Source organism: Lyngbya sp. CCY1209 (genome assembly GCF_055795065.1).
Window position 1 is genome coordinate 44,736 of record NZ_JAYFER010000548.1, and the last position, 15,813, is coordinate 60,548.

16 protein-coding genes are annotated in these 15,813 nt (G+C 50.1%); 13 read left to right on the forward strand and 3 right to left on the reverse strand.

The window, feature by feature from the left end; translation table 11 throughout:
• Positions 1-56 precede the first annotated feature (56 nt).
• A complete protein-coding gene (locus tag AC0QHF_RS19115; protein ID WP_324705830.1) occupies positions 57-2,267 on the reverse strand; it encodes a Piwi domain-containing protein in 2,211 nt (736 codons plus the stop codon).
• Complete coding sequence (locus AC0QHF_RS19120; RefSeq protein WP_324705831.1) at positions 2,268-3,086, reverse strand: PD-(D/E)XK nuclease family protein; 819 nt, start codon at positions 3,084-3,086, stop codon at positions 2,268-2,270.
• 220 nt (positions 3,087-3,306) lie between these two features.
• Here AC0QHF_RS19120 and AC0QHF_RS19125 point away from each other — a divergent pair, with 220 nt between their 5' ends.
• The 10 genes from AC0QHF_RS19125 to AC0QHF_RS19170 all read left to right on the forward strand — a co-directional run bounded on the left by AC0QHF_RS19125 (position 3,307) and on the right by AC0QHF_RS19170 (position 11,379).
• Positions 3,307-3,765 (forward strand): DUF6932 family protein, encoded by a 459-nt coding sequence (locus AC0QHF_RS19125; RefSeq protein ID WP_375341442.1) that lies wholly within the window; start codon positions 3,307-3,309, stop codon positions 3,763-3,765.
• Positions 3,762-5,234 carry a helix-turn-helix domain-containing protein gene (locus AC0QHF_RS19130; protein ID WP_324705833.1) on the forward strand — a complete coding sequence of 491 codons (1,473 nt, stop codon included), beginning with the start codon at positions 3,762-3,764 and terminating at the stop codon, positions 5,232-5,234. The genes AC0QHF_RS19125 and AC0QHF_RS19130 overlap by 4 nt, the downstream gene beginning before the upstream one ends.
• Before the next feature lie 8 nt (positions 5,235-5,242).
• On the forward strand, positions 5,243-5,899 hold the full coding sequence (locus tag AC0QHF_RS19135) for a DUF4186 family protein (RefSeq protein WP_324705834.1): 657 nt from the start codon (positions 5,243-5,245) through the stop codon (positions 5,897-5,899).
• Positions 5,889-7,505 (forward strand): hypothetical protein, encoded by a 1,617-nt coding sequence (locus tag AC0QHF_RS19140; protein WP_324705835.1) that lies wholly within the window; start codon positions 5,889-5,891, stop codon positions 7,503-7,505. The genes AC0QHF_RS19135 and AC0QHF_RS19140 overlap by 11 nt, the downstream gene beginning before the upstream one ends.
• Positions 7,474-8,019: an ASCH domain-containing protein gene (locus AC0QHF_RS19145; protein ID WP_324705836.1), complete on the forward strand. Its 546-nt coding sequence runs from the start codon at positions 7,474-7,476 to the stop codon at positions 8,017-8,019. Before AC0QHF_RS19140 ends, AC0QHF_RS19145 begins: the two co-directional genes overlap by 32 nt.
• Positions 8,007-8,570, forward strand: coding sequence for an AAA family ATPase (locus AC0QHF_RS19150; protein ID WP_324705837.1), 564 nt, complete (start codon positions 8,007-8,009; stop codon positions 8,568-8,570). The genes AC0QHF_RS19145 and AC0QHF_RS19150 overlap by 13 nt, the downstream gene beginning before the upstream one ends.
• A gap of 111 nt (positions 8,571-8,681) precedes the next feature.
• On the forward strand, positions 8,682-9,440 hold the full coding sequence (locus tag AC0QHF_RS19155) for an HAD family hydrolase (protein ID WP_324705838.1): 759 nt from the start codon (positions 8,682-8,684) through the stop codon (positions 9,438-9,440).
• Positions 9,441-9,443: 3 nt separating this feature from the next.
• A complete protein-coding gene (locus AC0QHF_RS19160; RefSeq protein WP_324705839.1) occupies positions 9,444-10,577 on the forward strand; it encodes a TIGR03364 family FAD-dependent oxidoreductase in 1,134 nt (377 codons plus the stop codon).
• Positions 10,578-10,717: 140 nt separating this feature from the next.
• The gene (locus AC0QHF_RS19165) at positions 10,718-11,035 is read left to right on the forward strand and encodes a nucleotidyltransferase family protein (RefSeq protein ID WP_324705840.1); all 318 of its coding nucleotides are present in this window, start codon (positions 10,718-10,720) and stop codon (positions 11,033-11,035) included.
• The gene (locus AC0QHF_RS19170; protein ID WP_324705841.1) at positions 11,032-11,379 is read left to right on the forward strand and encodes a HepT-like ribonuclease domain-containing protein; all 348 of its coding nucleotides are present in this window, start codon (positions 11,032-11,034) and stop codon (positions 11,377-11,379) included. Before AC0QHF_RS19165 ends, AC0QHF_RS19170 begins: the two co-directional genes overlap by 4 nt.
• 71 nt (positions 11,380-11,450) lie before the next feature.
• Here the strand turns inward: AC0QHF_RS19170 and AC0QHF_RS19175 are convergent, their stop codons facing one another.
• Complete coding sequence (locus AC0QHF_RS19175) at positions 11,451-13,319, reverse strand: N-acetylmuramoyl-L-alanine amidase (protein ID WP_324705842.1); 1,869 nt, start codon at positions 13,317-13,319, stop codon at positions 11,451-11,453.
• Positions 13,320-13,593: 274 nt separating this feature from the next.
• Here AC0QHF_RS19175 and bcp point away from each other — a divergent pair, with 274 nt between their 5' ends.
• From bcp to AC0QHF_RS19190, 3 genes are all read left to right on the forward strand, one after another.
• The gene (gene bcp, locus AC0QHF_RS19180) at positions 13,594-14,058 is read left to right on the forward strand and encodes a thioredoxin-dependent thiol peroxidase (RefSeq protein WP_324705843.1); all 465 of its coding nucleotides are present in this window, start codon (positions 13,594-13,596) and stop codon (positions 14,056-14,058) included.
• A 44-nt stretch (positions 14,059-14,102) separates the two neighbouring features.
• Complete coding sequence (locus AC0QHF_RS19185; protein WP_324705847.1) at positions 14,103-14,570, forward strand: NUDIX hydrolase; 468 nt, start codon at positions 14,103-14,105, stop codon at positions 14,568-14,570.
• Between the two features lie 188 nt (positions 14,571-14,758).
• Entirely contained in the window at positions 14,759-15,658 is a 900-nt protein-coding gene (locus AC0QHF_RS19190; RefSeq protein ID WP_324705844.1) for an alpha/beta fold hydrolase, read from the forward strand.
• Positions 15,659-15,813 lie beyond the last annotated feature (155 nt).

Below are 15,813 nucleotides of genomic sequence, written 5' to 3' on the forward strand. Positions count from 1 at the left end.
GAAAGCCACGCCGGCGAAATGTTGGGTTAGAATACACGGCTAACACAAGAATAATGCTACAGCCAAAACTGGCGATCGCCTTCCAGCAAGCTACTGGGATAAATGCCTTGCAGTCTCAACCCGGCAACCCGATCGGCTCCAAAAATTGGCATGGGTAGGCGGGGAGCTTTTAACGCTCCATGATGGAGTAATGTCAGTTTAAGCGTCGTGTCCAGCACTTGTTCGATGGGTGCAGATTCCCCCGATTCGTGAACCGTCAAACGAATCGGTTTTGCCAAGCCGACCCTTTCAGACACTTGCGTTGTCACCAGTAAAGCTTCCCGAGAAGATAAGATCAATCCCAACCCCGGCACTGGAGCAGCCAAAGTTTTTTGATTTAAATTGTAAAGCCTCGGAACGCCCGATTTTTTGCACTCAACCAGAATAAACTTTGCTCCGATGGCTTTCGCCCTGTTTAACAGGTGGGGTACTTCTTGCCCGCAAAACCGACCATCCCGATAGATGAGAACGGTCTGACCTTCCAGGGTTGCTGGTAACAAACGCTCTAACAGGCGTTGAGGTATTTCCTCTCCCTCCAGCAAAGCATCTTCCAAAACGTAGCGGATAAATTCTCCTTGCTTGCCATAAAGCCGAATGCTGGCACAAGCATTGAGGGTTCCGGCAAGTTTGACTTTTGGAGAGCGGGAAATATCGAGTCCGATGAAATAATCCGCAATTTGTAAAGGTTCAGCCAAAATAAAGGGCAAATTTCCCAGCTTTGCCAGTATACCCGGAACGACCTGATTGATAATTTGTCCGCGATCGACGCTTTTTAATGTGTCATCATAAATGACTTGACTGGCAATATTACGTCGCAGCAGAAGGGAATAAATTAAGTGATAAAAGCTGCCGCCATCCTCATCATCCGCCGCGCGATCGCGTCCCGGCAAAAATGTCAGCACAATATCAACCGGAACAGTGATCAATTTATTCACGGCTTTTTCTACAGAAGCCCTGGCAGAAGCCGGATCTAAATCTTCCAGGGAAACTTGTTTGCGATCGATAAGTTCGCTATCGAATCCATATCGCTTGAGACGCTCTTGAGTGGCTTTTACAAATTGACCGACCTTAAAATCGCAAAGCTTAAAAACTGCAATCCGAATAGTGCCGGGTTGAAAATGGGGATGACGACTGTAAACTCCTCCTCGGGACAATCCTTGTAAAATGCGTCCCCGAATCCCCGTTACATTCCGACCGAATAGCAGAGAGGTTTGATCGACAGCAACATGGGGTTGCCAGAACAGTTGGGGGTACTGCCGACTATTGAGGCTCCGTTCTATCCGAAAACCGTAACGAGCTAATGCTGTAGTGGCTTGCTCTTTGAAGGTAGCCAATACTTCCTGACGCTCTTGGTAGGGAATTTTGGTAAACTTCAGAAGTTGCCCGTAGTCAAACCCGAACTTTCCAGCCGTTTCCGCCGTGATAGAAGGTCGAAGTGCTGAGAGTGGATAGTGGAATACTTTTTTCCCTTTACCAAATTGAAGCCCAACAATTAGCTGGTCATCCGGAGCCTGTTGAATTGCCCGTTGAGTCAACCTGCCAGTTGCCAGTTTTAGTAGTCGATCGCGATGTTCTGCTACTGTTCCAATAACTCCAACGATACTCCCCCCACTGCCGAGATCCAAATCTTGGACGGGCAAGCCAATGAGAAGACTTTCAGGGCTTTCGATCGCAGCATTGCTGGCATAAAAATCTGCCAAATTGCCCTTGAAGGTAATGTCGGTACGAACCGTCAACCCCAGTGCGGGGCAAATCTGCTCTTGCAACTCAACTGTTTCTGCCCAAAACTTAACCTTGCGAATCACTGTGAGTTTGTCAACTGAAGTCACAAGTTTGGGTGTAAATGCTCCTTGGATTCTCAGAATTTGAAACGCCAGTTTAGAGATAACAGTTGGAGTTGCCGGCGAGCGCTCGACTTTTTGGAGAACCAGGGGGCGATCGCCGATATCCGGCAAATCCCGTTGAACCGCAGCGAGAGCTTCTTGGCACCGGGCAGCGTTCGGTTCTGTTCCCCCGGTGGAAGTGAGTATCCAAAGCTTTTGATCCTGCCAAATGGCGATGGTTTCCTCCATAGCCCGACAGAGATGATAGCTCAGACGGTTGCCGGACTCTCGATCGAGATCTGGGAAGATGGAACAACAGGTAAGAGTCGGTCGAGCAAGCGATAATGGAAAAACTTCGCTGAAAAAAATTTGTTTTTGTGATTGTGCAACGGTCATGGTAGTCATCTATGAAATCTCCCTGGTAGAAAACTGACAAATGCGATTGAACTGGCAATGTTTGCACTGAAAGCCGGGATTGGGGGGAAAAATGCGTTCAAAATCAACTGGATTCTTCCGATATTGCTTTTTCTCCCATTCATGGCGTTGAGCCAACCGCATCAATTCGATCCGGACTGCGTTGAGCTGGCTGGCCGTCGCCGTAATCGGCTCTGACCATTTGCACAGTTCGAGGTTGTAAAAAGAAGCGATCGCCCGACGTTGGGGGTAGAGATAGCTGGCAGCCAGCAAATAAACGAATGCTTGCCGTTCATCAAAATCCGACCGACCCGTTTTGAAATCTAAAATGTGCAGCGTACCGTCTGGTTCAAGAAAGATGCAGTCAATGGCAGCAAAGAGATGAAAAGCATAGTTGCCACAACGAATTCTAATCGGCTCTGGAACACCTTCATCCCCTCGACTAAGACTGAAAATCCTTTTGCCCAAGAGAATAGGATTTTCGCAATATTTACTCAAAATTTGGTTTAAACGCTCTTTTACTCCATGAGATTCTTGTTCGAGCCTCAAAATTTGAGAAACCTGCGCTAGACCATCATCATTTGCCAAACGTTGCGCATCGGCATGAAACTCATAGACTCCTCGTTGAGCCAGCAAACCAACCCGTTGAGGCTGAGTATCTTCAGCCAAAATCGCAGTGACTTCAGGTTCTCGCTTGCGAACCTTAGCATAGCCTCGCTTCATATCACAGTACCAACGCTCTTGGCCAACAGGCGGAGCAAATTGAGACCAAAGGTTATAGCTCGCAAACGGCAACCATGCTTTTCCCATTCCTACTACCTCCTACCAACAGTTCCGGTGTCCCCCCTTTGAGAGCCGATTTATAAATGAAATCGTAAGAAGCCTAAATCCTTTGCCAGCAGTGGATTTCGGCGACTTGAGCAATCGGCTCTGATGCAGATTTTGCGTGAGGCAACCGATGTCGTCATTGACAAAACAAAATTGTTGTGTTACCAATAGTAGCATGGTAACACAAACTTTTCGTTGTGTCATGCTCCCTACTTTTGACGAGAACGGACTACTACCACCTGGAATTCATGTGGCAGACACATGGCAAGAGTTTGCCTCGCGGTTCGGACAAACCTCCCATCGGCAGAGTCTTCTCTTGGGAATGAAGTCTGCCCTAGGGGTACTGCGACAAGCTAGATGCCAGATGGTGTATGTCGATGGCAGTTTTGTAACATCGAGGGAGCATCCAGATGACTTTGACGTTTGTTGGGATACCACTGGAGTAGATGGCGATCAACTTAAGCAACTTGCCCCACTTTTGTTGAAAGTAGACAAAGGCGGTTGGGATGCTCAGAAGTTGAAATATCGTGGCAAATTTTTTCCGACTCAAGTCATCGAAGGCGGAAGTGGGAAAGTATTCTTAGAGTTTTTTCAAATTGATAAGACGACCGGAAACCATAAAGGCATTGTTGCCCTAAAACTGCGGGAGATATGGTCATGATCAAAAACGAGCGGCAATATCGAATTACAAAGGCGCAAGTTGAGAAATTTTCAGATGCTTTAGCACAACAGTCGGTTCATGCGCAACAGGATCGATCGGTTCATCCCTTGTTGCGAAAAGCTGAAAGAGAAGCTCTCGAAGCTCAACTTGCCGAACTGCGTACTCAAGTTGAAGAATATGAGGCATTGAAGGCGGGACGATATGCAGTGCTGGAGCTAAATTCCCTCGAAGAATTGCCACCTGCCTTGATTAAAGCTCGCATTGCCGCCGGCTTGACTCAAAAAGATTTGGCGCAACGGCTTGGCTTGAAAGAGCAACAAATCCAACGCTATGAGGAAACCGAATACGCCTCTGCCAGTTTTACCCGGTTAGTAGAGGTGAGTCATGCGCTTGGTGTCCGGATTCGAGAAGATATTCTTCTGCCTCAGATTACACTCGGAAATTTGTTGAATCGCTTGAGCGAAGCGGGCATTGATCGCAAATTAATTGTTCGGCGTTTTTTGCCTTCCTTGAGAGCTATAGATTCGCGTTCAGAAAGCAATGAATATACCGATAATTCAGTGATCTATACAGTCGCCGCATTGAAAAGAGTTTTCGGTTGGTCATGGGCGGATATCTTTGGTTCCCAGCCTCTTCAGTTGAGTACGGCGGCTCTCGGTTCTGCCCGTTTTAAGGTAGGTGCCAGAACCAACGAACGGCGACTGAGTGCATATACGGTCTATGCTCATTTTTTGGCTCTTCTTACACTGGAAATTACATCTGACTTACCGAAGCGACCAATACCCACTGACCCGCTTGAGATCCGAGATGCAATATTCTCTACATACGGCTCTCTAACTTTTGAGAATGCACTGCGTTATGTTTGGAGTTTGGGCATACCCGTACTGCCCCTTAAAGATTCGGGTGCATTTCACGGTGCATTCTGGCGTATGAATGGACGTAACGTAATTGTTCTCAAGCAACAAACCCCTTTTATTGCCCGTTGGCTGTTTGATCTGTTACACGAACTGTATCACGCCGCACAAGAACCGGAATCGAGCGAACGCACAATCATAGAAGAGGATATCATGTCCGAGGAAAGACGAGAATCTGATGAGGAAGTCGATGCCAGCGAGTATGCTGCTGACGTTGTTCTAGATAACCGTGCCTATCAACTATTTGAGATGTGCCTTGAAAAGGCAGAAAATAATGAAAAATATGATGTAGCAAGGCTCAAAGGAGTTGTCCCAAAAATTGCACAACAGGAGAATGTTTCCACAGGTGCACTTGCCAATTATGTGGCTTTTTGCTTGTCGCTGATGGATGACCAAAAGATTAATTGGTGGGGGACGGCTAATAATCTTCAAGTTCGAGATGAAAAGATCTGGGAAACTGCACGAGATATATTTCTGGAATATGTAGACTTTGGAAAGTTGAATGAAATGGATCGAAATCTTCTATTCCGAGCGCTATCTGATAATGAGGAGTGATAAAATTTATGTCTAAGAAGCGATCTTTAAAAGACAGAATTAAATCGCTCGAAAGTGAAAAAAAGATTACTTGTACGAGTTCGGATTGCAAGAATGGATTGCACTGCTTTAAACCTGATCTTAGAAAGAAGGTCAACAATTCGGCTGGAAAATGTCGCTCTTGTCAGGTGGATGCTCCTTTTGATTGGGAACGCATTCATAAATGCGACTCTGGAGATATTGAGTATATTGTAGCGGCGCTCAAAAACGAATTGATCAGAAAACACTACTGGACCAATGAAATTCCTGAAAAAGTTCAAAATTATGCGCGTAGAAAAGGAACAGTGAAAATGAAGGAAGCAATTGAAAAACGGATTCGCAAGTACATTGCTCCGCCGGAAGGGAAATATGACGGTCGCCAAACTCCGGGAGAAACTTCAAATCAACCCAACGCCGTTCACTTTGCCCAACACGGGACGGCATCTTGTTGTCGCAAATGTGCTGAATACTGGTACGGAATCCCTCGCGATCGCCATATGACAGAAGCAGAAATTGACTACTTGACCAAACTGGGAATGCGTTACATCGGGGAGAGATTTCCACTTCTGACAGAGGGTGGTGAATACATTCCACCCATTCGTAAAAAAAAATCAAAAAAAAGTGAGGATCGCTCAAATGACGATTAATACAGACACTTTATCGGCACACTATCGAGCTGCATCTGCTGACATCATTAATAAACGTCTCCTGATCACAAATTTTCATAATACTCATCAAGAACAAGATTTTACAGAGCCTTCTAACTGTCATGGATTCGGACGAATCAGGCATTTCCAGAGGCGAAGTGGCAATTTATTTCCACCCAACCCGCTGCCAATTGACCCCGCCTGTAAAGCTTTGGGATTGCCAAAAGTTGACATGATACGTGCACAAGTCTTTCAAAATGCGGCGTGCAATTGGCGATGTTGGTACTGTTATGTTCCATTTGAGTTGCTTGCTGCCAATCCTAAATACTCCGATTGGATCAGTCCATCACAGTTGATTGACCTGTATCTAGATCAACCCGATCCGCCACCAATCATTCATTTTCTCAAGACACTTCCCAGCGTTGACCCAATTTTTACCTTCAAAGCATTGCAGAAACTTGGTAAGAGTTCGGCGACAGCTCAAAACCTGCTGAATCGAATAGTTAACCCAACGAGACGGGAGTTCGGTCAACCACCTTACTCTGATTATCAAACAGGGTTGCCATTACCGCATCCACTCGATTTTGACTGGCGATTTACCGATGCAACGGCGGACTATATACTAAAAATTTCTGAGAAGTTTACAGCACCAAATGAGACTGTAGCATTACTTGGCACGCCCAGTTTGTTTCGAGCGGGTACGAGGACGACCTATCGGCGACAAATGATACTGCTGGAGGCAAATTTAACCATGACAAATTACCTGACCTTAGAAACATCTGGTTTTCAAGTTATTCTATGCAACTTGTTGAAAGATGATTTGCCCGATTTATGTGCTTCTTTTGTAATGTTAGATCCTCCCTGGTATCCCGAACACATTAAATCATTTTTATGGGCTGCCAGTCAGCTTTGCTGCCTGAATGGGTATATTTTGGTCTGCTTGCCTCCGGTAGGTACCCGGCCCGGAATTGAACGAGAGTGGGAAAGCACGGTAGCTTGGGCCGAATATCTTGGGCTTCAGCTTGTTCAACTAGAGAAGTTGGCGCTTTCATATCTAACTCCAGTTTTTGAACGCAACGTTTTTAGAGCGGCCGGCCTCCCCAGCGTCGGGGAAAGCTGGCGTCATGGAAATTTAGCAATTTTTTCACGAACCCGTCTGACCAACGTCTCCCGCCCAAATATTGATATCCGGGACCATGATTGGCTGGAGGTAAACCTTCTCGGCGTTAAAATTCGGGTTCGTCCCTGTCAACAAACAGAATTTGTCGATCCGAGGCTGCAATCGGTAGTCCCCAATGATATACTTACTTCTGTTAGCCGTCGAGATCCACATCGCAAGCTTGCTGATGTCTGGACTTCTGGAAATCGAATCTTCGGTTGCTCCGGAAGAAGTATACTTTGGCAGATTCTTGAAGCGATATCGAATGGATTCTCGCCTTATGAGGCGGTGAAAGTCTTTCTGGGGCGCTCCCTGGCTCTTCAGGAAGTGAAGCTCATCTCTGAAACTACTGAGCAAATTCTCACCTTGATTAGCACCGAACAAAAGGAGAACCTACTCTTTGCAGATTGCTGGAATGATTCAAACTTCGCTCTTGCCCCTGATTGATGAACTCTTGTTGGGTGTGCAAGGAGATAATTTTTGGGAAAACTATTTGAAACAATTGATGTCTCAGGATGCGGTTCCATTCTCACTACATCTGGCAATCTTTGTAGAACCTTATCTTCAGTTTGTTCTTGAGGGAAAGAAAACAGTGGAATCTAGATTTTCTACCCGACGTTTTGCTCCTTACAATAAAGTTCAAAAGGGTGATGTTGTTTTACTGAAGCGCTCAAGCGGTCCGATTTTGGGGATTTGCCAAATTTCTTACGTTTGGTTTTATGAGCTCGATCCCCAATCTTGGCACACTATCCGACAAGAATTTTCTCAAGCGCTATGCGCTCAAGATCCCGAATTTTGGAAGGCGCGAGAAGCTGCATCTTATGCAACTCTAATGCGAGTAAACAATGTAAAGGCTATAGAACCAATTAAATTCACCAAGCGCGACCGCCGAGGTTGGGTCGTCTTGCACAAATCATCGGGTCAGCTAGAACTGAATCTTAAGGAAGTATGGAACCAATAATTATTGCTTTATCGGGAAGGATTGCCAGTGGTAAGACTGCCATCTCGAAAGCAGTTGCAGAAAATTTGAATTTGCCTCGCGTCAGCTTTGGGGATTACGTTCGATTGGTTGCCCGACAGAGAGGACTTCCGGAATCACGAGAGTTTTTGCAAAGGATTGGAGCTGACTTGGTAGAACGAAATGTAAAGCAATTTTGCTATGATGTCCTGGCTCAGGTCAACTGGCCACATAGAGAATCAGTAATAATCGATGGTATTCGGCATATCAAAGTTCTCAATACTTTACGAGAAATAACTGCTCCAGTGGCAGTTTATCTGATTTTTATCAAAGTTGACGAGACGGTAAGAGAAGCCCGATTGCTAAAAAGAGAAGAAGAAAACTCGATCAAGTATCAACGGCATCTAGAATGGGACTCGACGGAGAATCAGGTTAAAGGCGAGTTGGAAAAAGTCGCAAGCTTAGTAATTTATAATTTTCATTCCTTAGAAGATATAAAAATGGAAGTAATTGACTGGATTAGAGGAACTGTAATGACTTCCAAAGAAGAATAAAAATTGGATAAATTTACCAAAATTTCAACCTCGTTTTGAGTTTTGGTTACGTTTTATAGCGAGCAAAGGAATTAATCTTTTTTTAAACTCCGGTGGTAATCGCACCATGTTATGCTGTTGACAAACGCTATTTTAAATACTCAGATGTCCGGCATTCAACTGGCGGTCTTCGACATGGCGGGGACGACGGTCAAAGATAAAAATGAAGTTCAAGATTGCTTTTTCCAGGCAGCGAAACAAACCGAACTCAAGGCAGAGAGCGATCGCATCGTTTCCATGATGGGGTGGACGAAACGCCGGGTGTTTGAAACCCTGTGGGCTCAACAAATCGGCGGCGACCATCCCGACTATCGCGATCGCGTCGAAGCGTCCTACCATCGTTTCAAGCAAGTTTTAGAACATCACTACCGGACGCAACCCGTGGAACCCACCGAAGGATGTTTGGAGGTGTTTGACTGGCTCAGATCTCGGGGAATTAAAATCGGGTTGAATACGGGATTTTACCGAGCTGTTACTGATATCATTTTAAATCGTCTGGGCTGGGATGAAGGATTGGGCGATCGCTATGTCGGCTCCGACGAATCCACCATCCAGGTTTCCGTCACCCCCTCGGAGATTTATAATCAAGAAGGTCGCCCCGCCCCCTACATGATCCAAAAAGCCATGTATCAGGTGGGCGTCAGCGATCCGAAATCTGTTATCGTCATTGGTGATACGCCGTCGGACTTGGCGGCGGGAATGAATGCCAGTTGTCGGTTATCTTTGGGCGTCACCAACGGCACCCACAGCCGGGAACAGTTGCAAGGATATCCAAATCATGGCTTGCTCGATTCTTTGTGGGAATTAAAAGACATCATTTCGGGGTTGTAAATTATGGCTGAAAATCGCGCAGATGTCATCGTTATCGGTGCCGGAATCGTCGGTTTAGCTCACGCTTTGGCGGCGGCGAAACGGGGGTTTAAAGTGGTCGTTTTCGAGCGCAACTTGCAGGCAGTTGGGGCATCGATCCGCAACTTCGGGATGCTGTGGCCGATCGGACAACCCCGGGGAGAACGCCGCGATCGCGCCTTAAAAGCCAGAGAAATTTGGTTGCAGGTGGGAAGCCAAGCCGGATTTTCCTTAGATCCCTGCGGTTCCCTCCACCTCGCCTACCGCCCCGACGAAAAAGCCGTCTTGGAAGAGTTCGTCGAAACGGCGGGTAAAAAAACCGATACCGTCGCCCTATTGACCCCCGATGAAGTGGCAAAAAAGAGTCCGGCGGTGCGGACGGAGGGGCTGCTGGCCGGGTTGTGGAGTTCCACGGAAATCATCGTCGATCCTCGGGAAGCGATCGCCAAAATTCCCGGTTTTCTCAATCAAAAATACGGGGTAAAATTTCACTTCGGGACGGTCGTCACGGAGATTTCCGATGCCCGGGTCGTCGCCGGCGGAGAAGTCTGGAAGGGCGATCGCATTTTCCTCTGTAGTGGCGCGGATTTTGAAACCCTTTATCCCGACATTTACGCCGACAGCGGCCTGACGAAAGTCAAATTGCAGATGATGCGAACCGCCCCCCAACCCGGCGGTTTTCGCATCGGTGCGGCCCTGTGCGGGGGGTTGACTTTAACCCATTATGAATCGTTTGCCCACTGCCGATCTTTGCCGGAATTGAAAGCGAGAATCAAGGGAGAAACGCCCCAATTTCCTCGGTGGGGAATTCACGTCATGATGTCGCAAAATGCAAAAGGAGAATTAATCATCGGCGACTCCCACGAATACGGACTCAATCCCGACCCGTTCAACCGCGCCGAAATCAATAACCATATTTTGGACTATTTAAAAACCTTCGTCCGCGTCCCCTCCCCCGACATCGCCGAAACCTGGAACGGCGTCTACGCGAAACTGGCGGGACAGACGGAATTTATCGCCCGCCCCGAACCGGACGTCACCATCGTCAATGGTTTGAGTGGCGCGGGGATGACCTTATCTTTCGGCTTGGCGGAAGAAGTGGTTTCCGGGCGGTTGTAAAGATAGCAATCGGAAACCATTTGTAAATCGTCGCGCCCCCAAACCCCCAATCCTGGGGGCTCTTACCCTGTAGTTTTCACTCATCATTTCACATCGCTAGATCAAATTTTATCGCCCATCTCGAACGGAATCAATCGCTCGTGAACGCCAACTCACCTTCACCCACCCTGAAGCAGATTCTGGAACGCTTAAACGAAGCGCTGCCCGAACTCAAAAAAAACTACGGTATTACCCAAATCGGCGTGTTCGGTTCCTACGTGCGCGGCGAACAAACCCCCGACAGCGACCTCGATCTTTTGGTCGAATTCGATCGCGACCGTCGCTTCGGTCTTCTCACTTTTTGCGAACTGGAAAACCGACTGAGCGATCGCTTGGGGGTGAAAGTCGATCTGGTGATGAAAACCGGACTCAAACCCCGCATCGGCGAACGAATTTTAGCCGAGGTGCGATATCTATGACTCGCGACGCGACCGACTATCTGCAAGATATTCTCGAAAATATTGATATTGCAAACGAGTTTATCGCCGACCTAACTTACGAACAATTTCGAGAAGATAAACGCACCCTTTATGCCGTCACCCGCGCCATTGAAATTATTGGCGAAGCCACTAAAAGCATTCCTCAACCGATCCGCGATCGCTATCCGACCGTTCCTTGGCGCAGCATGGCTGGAATGCGCGATAAGATGATCCATCAATACTTCGGGATCGACTATCAAATTTTGTGGGATACCATTCGACAAGATCTTCCCACAATCAAATTGATCGTCTCTCAAATCCTGACCGATCTTGAGTCCGAATGAACGGGATTTGGAGCGATCGCATCGTCGGGCGCAAACTTGGCACCCCCACGCGATCGCCTTTCGTCCTCACATCAGTACCCCGCCGCCTTAATATATTGCAGGATACCCTGGGCGATCGCCTGAGCCATGCGGCTGCGCTGTCCCGGGTCGGCGAGGACGCTGGCATCGTAGCTGTTGGTCAAAAAACCCACCTCCACCAAAGCCGCCGGCATGGCGGTATTTCTGAGTACATAAAATCGCGCCTGCTTCACCCCCCGATTGGTCATCGAGAAGTTTGCCAAAATGCTGTTTTGAATGTACTGAGCGAGGCTGTAGCCGCTCTGGTAGTAGAAGGTTTCGATCCCCGTCGCCCCGGCGCGGTAGGCGGCATTGGCGTGGATGCTCACGAACAGGGTAGCCCCCATGCGGTTGGCCATCGCCACCCGGGGTTCCAACTCCACCGTGCGATCGTCGAGGCGGGTCATCACGGCCTGCACGCCGTTCTGTTCCAAAATCTGCGCCACCTGCTGGGAAATGGGGAATACCACATCCTTTTCCCGGAGGCCGCCGACCCCGACGGCGCCCGGATCGCTGCCCCCGTGTCCCGGGTCGATAATGACGACGACCCGGGTGTTGGGGATTCGGTTCGTCGGCGGTTGTGGCGTGGGACGGGGGGGGAAAGGCAGGGGCGATCGGTTGGCGGGGGGATCTCGGCGGGGCGGCAATAGAGGTCTGGGCGGGTCGTTGCGGGGCGGGGGAGGTGCCGGATTGCTGGGGGGGGGCGGCGTCACGGATGCCACGTTGATGCCCATCGGCAGGGCGAGATCTTGGGGGCTATTTTGGGTGATCTGCCCCACCTGAACCCGGGTGGCCGGTTGAAATAAGACCGTAAACGTTTCCGGATCTTCCTGGCGCAACTGGGAGGAAATGATCGGTCCGCCCACCTCCCGCCGGGGCAATTGTACCCCGTCGGCGAGTCGGGCCGAGAAAAAGGTGATGCCGTAGGCTCCGGTTTCCGAATCCCAGCCGTGGGTGTAGTTGAGGGGGCCGTCGCCCTGGACAACGATGTAATTTTGATTTTGCAGGTCGATGGATTCGATGATGGTCAGACCCGTACTCACCTGGACGGCGGGGGGGACGCCGCCCTGGGGCCAAATCGCCACCCCTCCGGCGGCGGGTCGGGCCTCCCAATTCTGGTTGGCGTTGGGGGTACTGAGGGTCACCCGCACCACGGGGGGGGTGGAAGAAAGCTGAGTGACTTGGCTGACACTGACGCCGTCTTTGTTGACCTGGCGCCCGTAGGTACTCGATCGCAACCCCAGATTGGCGCCGAGAATGTCCACGGTCATCCAGGTTCCGTCTTGCGATCGCTTGAACTCGATCTGCGGCATCTGGCCGCTGGTGTGCAGCACGATGCCATTCTCCCGCACTTCCACGTCTTCGAGGACGGTGGCGGCCGAGTCGGGGACGGGGCGGGCGGCGGTGTTTTGGGCTGTCTGTCGAGCCGGTTGAGAGACGGGTTGAGGAGCCGGCCGGGGAGCCGCAGTTGGGGCGGTTTGGGTGCGCTGGGGGCGGGGGATCTGCACCATCCACTCCCTGGCCGAAATGCCCCGAAATCTCACCAGGCTGGGGTTGAGGGTGTAGCCGTCGGCCAGTTCGACGACGATGCGGGCGGTTTCGGCGTCAGCCTGTTCCCAGCGGATTTCGCGGATGTTGCCCCCCGGCGATCGCTGCCGGGTGACTGAACCCAATGTCGTCCCGGGCAAGTCGATCACCAGGCGGGTGGGGTTGGAGAGCAGTTGTGCCTGGGGTTGCACCTCCCCATCGGTGGTGAAGGACAGGCGGTTTTGGGAGGTTTCAAATTCCCAGGAGCGGACTCGGGCAGCTTCGGCGGAAGATGCGATTAAAAATACACTCGCCAAACTGGGGAGCAACCAGCGCAGGAGTAAAGAGGTTCCCATTTGTAACACGGCAACAAGTGGAGGAGCTAATTGAACGTCTGTACAATTCTGACATTCGGGCGGCCGGTCGGGCGGCATTGGCCCGAAATGGTGGACTGCACCGTTTGGGCTAGTGAATGATAGCACACAACGGTTGGGCTTCGACCCTCGGGGCTTGAGAATTTTCGGTGACAAACGGCCGCGGCAGTTATTATGATCGGACGGTGGTGGCGATCGCCGATCCGGAAGGTTGCCCCCGCGTTCTCCCAGTTTTTTCAAATCCTTTGCAAATCCGATGGCTCTAAATGTCGGCGATCGCGCCCCCGATTTCACCCTCCCCGATGCCGAAGGGAACCCGGTTCAACTCGGTCAATTTCGGGGAAAAACCGTCGTCCTGTATTTCTATCCCCGGGACAATACCCCCGGGTGCACCAAAGAAGCCTGCGGGTTTCGCGATCGCCACGAAGATTACCAAAACCGCGATATTATCGTGTTGGGCGTAAGTGCCGACGATGCCAAATCCCACCGGAAATTTGTCGCCAAATACGACCTTCCCTTCCCCCTGCTGTGCGACGAAGATGGAAAAATTGCGGCTCTTTATGACAGTTATGGGTTAAAAAAGTTTATGGGGCGGGAATTTATGGGCATTTACCGCAAAACCTTCGTAATTGATGGGGATGGCTTCATCCAGAAAATCTATCCGAAAGTCAAAACCGACACCCACGCGACGACCATTCTGGAAGACCTGTCCGCAACTTGACGGGCTTTCAACTGATCAAATATAAAGGAGAAATATCAAACATGATGCTAACCCGCATCAAAGGTTGGTGGCAGTTCGGCCAGACCGTTTTGGGGATCATTTTTCGCCACCCCGTCACCGGCGTCAGCGTCGTTCCGATCTTGCCCGACGGGACGATTATCCTGGTCCGACGGAAAGACAACGGCAAGTGGGCACTGCCCGGGGGAATGGTGGATTGGGGAGAGGATATTCCCACCACCGTCCGGCGGGAACTGATCGAAGAAACGGGTTTGGAACTGATTCGACTGCGGCGTTTAGTCGGGGTGTACTCGGCCGGCGATCGCGACCCGAGACTGCACTCCATTTGCGTGCTGGTGGCGGCGGAAGTGGACGGCAAAATTGACATCCGGGATACCCGAGAAATTGCAGAAGTGCGGGCATTTGAACCCGCCGCATTGCCGATGGACCGCCTCAGCCACGACTACGAACGGCAGATCCGGGACTACTTGAACGGACGGACGACGATCGCTTAAACTGGGCCAATCCCGATCTCGATCGAGTCCTTTTCGATCGGGCGATCGGGAACCTCTCAAAGCCGGATTTCATCCCGAAATATCGGTTTTTTACTGATTTTGAGTTTCCGAGACTGTATTTTCGGGAAAACGTCTTTTCTCGGGGCATCTAATCCCATTCAATCTACACGGCACCTCCCAGCAAGATTATGTTCGATCGATCTTTTCCTTACGCCGAGTTTGAAAGTCCGTCCAAACTCCCCGAACCCCTGCGACATTCTCGCGTCAAATTATCCCAAGGACAAATTTTCTGGCGGGAAGTGGGGACCGGTCCCGATGTCATTTTTTTGCACGGGTCCTGGCGGGATGGCAGCCAGTGGTTGCCGATTGTCGAGGAACTCGCTTCGGAGTACCATTGTTGTGTGCCCGACCGCCTCGGCTGCGGCGAGTCCGAATCCGCCAACATCCACCATTCCATCGCGGTGGGGGTGGAAAATTTGGCGGAGTACGTCGCCGCCTTAAAATTGGAGAAAGTTGATTTAATCGGACACTCCCTCGGGGGATGGATTGCCGCCAGTTACGCCCTGAAATATCCGAACAAGGTGAAGGGGTTAATTTTATTGTCGCCGGAAGGTGTCAATGTGGAAGGGTTGCAACGGCGATGGCGGTGGCTGCGCTGGCTGTCGGCTAACCCGCCGATTTTTCCATTTTTGCTGAAATTGGCACATCCGTTCCTGCGTTTGTTGGGCCGGGGAGATGCGATCGCGGACGGCTTTAAGCTGCGGGAAAAAATGTTGCGATCGCCGAGTTCCTGCGAATTTCTATTTCGCCGCCGCACCCCAGAATTGAAGGCGGAACTTCTCAACGATCACCTGGATTTTTTGAAGATTCCGGTTCTGATCTTACAGGGGAGTCGCGATGATGCGATCGCCCAGTCCGTCAGCCAAACTTACAACTCCCTCATCCCCAAATCCGAGTTGCATTTCATCAACGCCGGCGGGGAAAACCTCCCGGAAGAATTGCCCGTCATCGTCGGCCAATATATCCGCCAATTTCTCAGGGGTCAATCCGTCTCGACGTTGGAAATTCCCACCGTCCGCCAACTCTGACCTCCCCATCATTGGGAGGTTGAGGGATTGTCGGAACCTCCGACAATCCGGGCGGTTGCTATAGTCAAATGAGTCGCAAAAATTTCCCGGAATCAAAGCCCCCAAAATTGGCGGTTTGGGGGCGAGAAAATTTCCCGGAATCAAAGCCCCCAAAA

What these genes read in the sequence shown, in the direction of transcription:
- AC0QHF_RS19130 (WP_324705833.1), top strand. Translation starts at nt 3,762, where the DNA reads ATGATCAAAAACGAGCGGCAATATCGAATTACAAAGGCGCAAGTTGAG.
- AC0QHF_RS19150 (WP_324705837.1), top strand. Translation starts at nt 8,007, where the DNA reads ATGGAACCAATAATTATTGCTTTATCGGGAAGGATTGCCAGTGGTAAG.
- AC0QHF_RS19145 (WP_324705836.1), top strand. Translation starts at nt 7,474, where the DNA reads ATGATTCAAACTTCGCTCTTGCCCCTGATTGATGAACTCTTGTTGGGT.
- AC0QHF_RS19185 (WP_324705847.1), top strand. Translation starts at nt 14,103, where the DNA reads ATGCTAACCCGCATCAAAGGTTGGTGGCAGTTCGGCCAGACCGTTTTG.
- AC0QHF_RS19170 (WP_324705841.1), top strand. Translation starts at nt 11,032, where the DNA reads ATGACTCGCGACGCGACCGACTATCTGCAAGATATTCTCGAAAATATT.
- bcp (WP_324705843.1), top strand. Translation starts at nt 13,594, where the DNA reads ATGGCTCTAAATGTCGGCGATCGCGCCCCCGATTTCACCCTCCCCGAT.
- AC0QHF_RS19125 (WP_375341442.1), top strand. Translation starts at nt 3,307, where the DNA reads ATGCTCCCTACTTTTGACGAGAACGGACTACTACCACCTGGAATTCAT.
- AC0QHF_RS19160 (WP_324705839.1), top strand. Translation starts at nt 9,444, where the DNA reads ATGGCTGAAAATCGCGCAGATGTCATCGTTATCGGTGCCGGAATCGTC.
- AC0QHF_RS19140 (WP_324705835.1), top strand. Translation starts at nt 5,889, where the DNA reads ATGACGATTAATACAGACACTTTATCGGCACACTATCGAGCTGCATCT.
- AC0QHF_RS19120 (WP_324705831.1), bottom strand. Translation starts at nt 3,086, where the DNA reads ATGGGAAAAGCATGGTTGCCGTTTGCGAGCTATAACCTTTGGTCTCAA.
- AC0QHF_RS19190 (WP_324705844.1), top strand. Translation starts at nt 14,759, where the DNA reads ATGTTCGATCGATCTTTTCCTTACGCCGAGTTTGAAAGTCCGTCCAAA.
- AC0QHF_RS19135 (WP_324705834.1), top strand. Translation starts at nt 5,243, where the DNA reads ATGTCTAAGAAGCGATCTTTAAAAGACAGAATTAAATCGCTCGAAAGT.
- AC0QHF_RS19155 (WP_324705838.1), top strand. Translation starts at nt 8,682, where the DNA reads ATGCTGTTGACAAACGCTATTTTAAATACTCAGATGTCCGGCATTCAA.
- AC0QHF_RS19115 (WP_324705830.1), bottom strand. Translation starts at nt 2,267, where the DNA reads ATGACTACCATGACCGTTGCACAATCACAAAAACAAATTTTTTTCAGC.
- AC0QHF_RS19175 (WP_324705842.1), bottom strand. Translation starts at nt 13,319, where the DNA reads ATGGGAACCTCTTTACTCCTGCGCTGGTTGCTCCCCAGTTTGGCGAGT.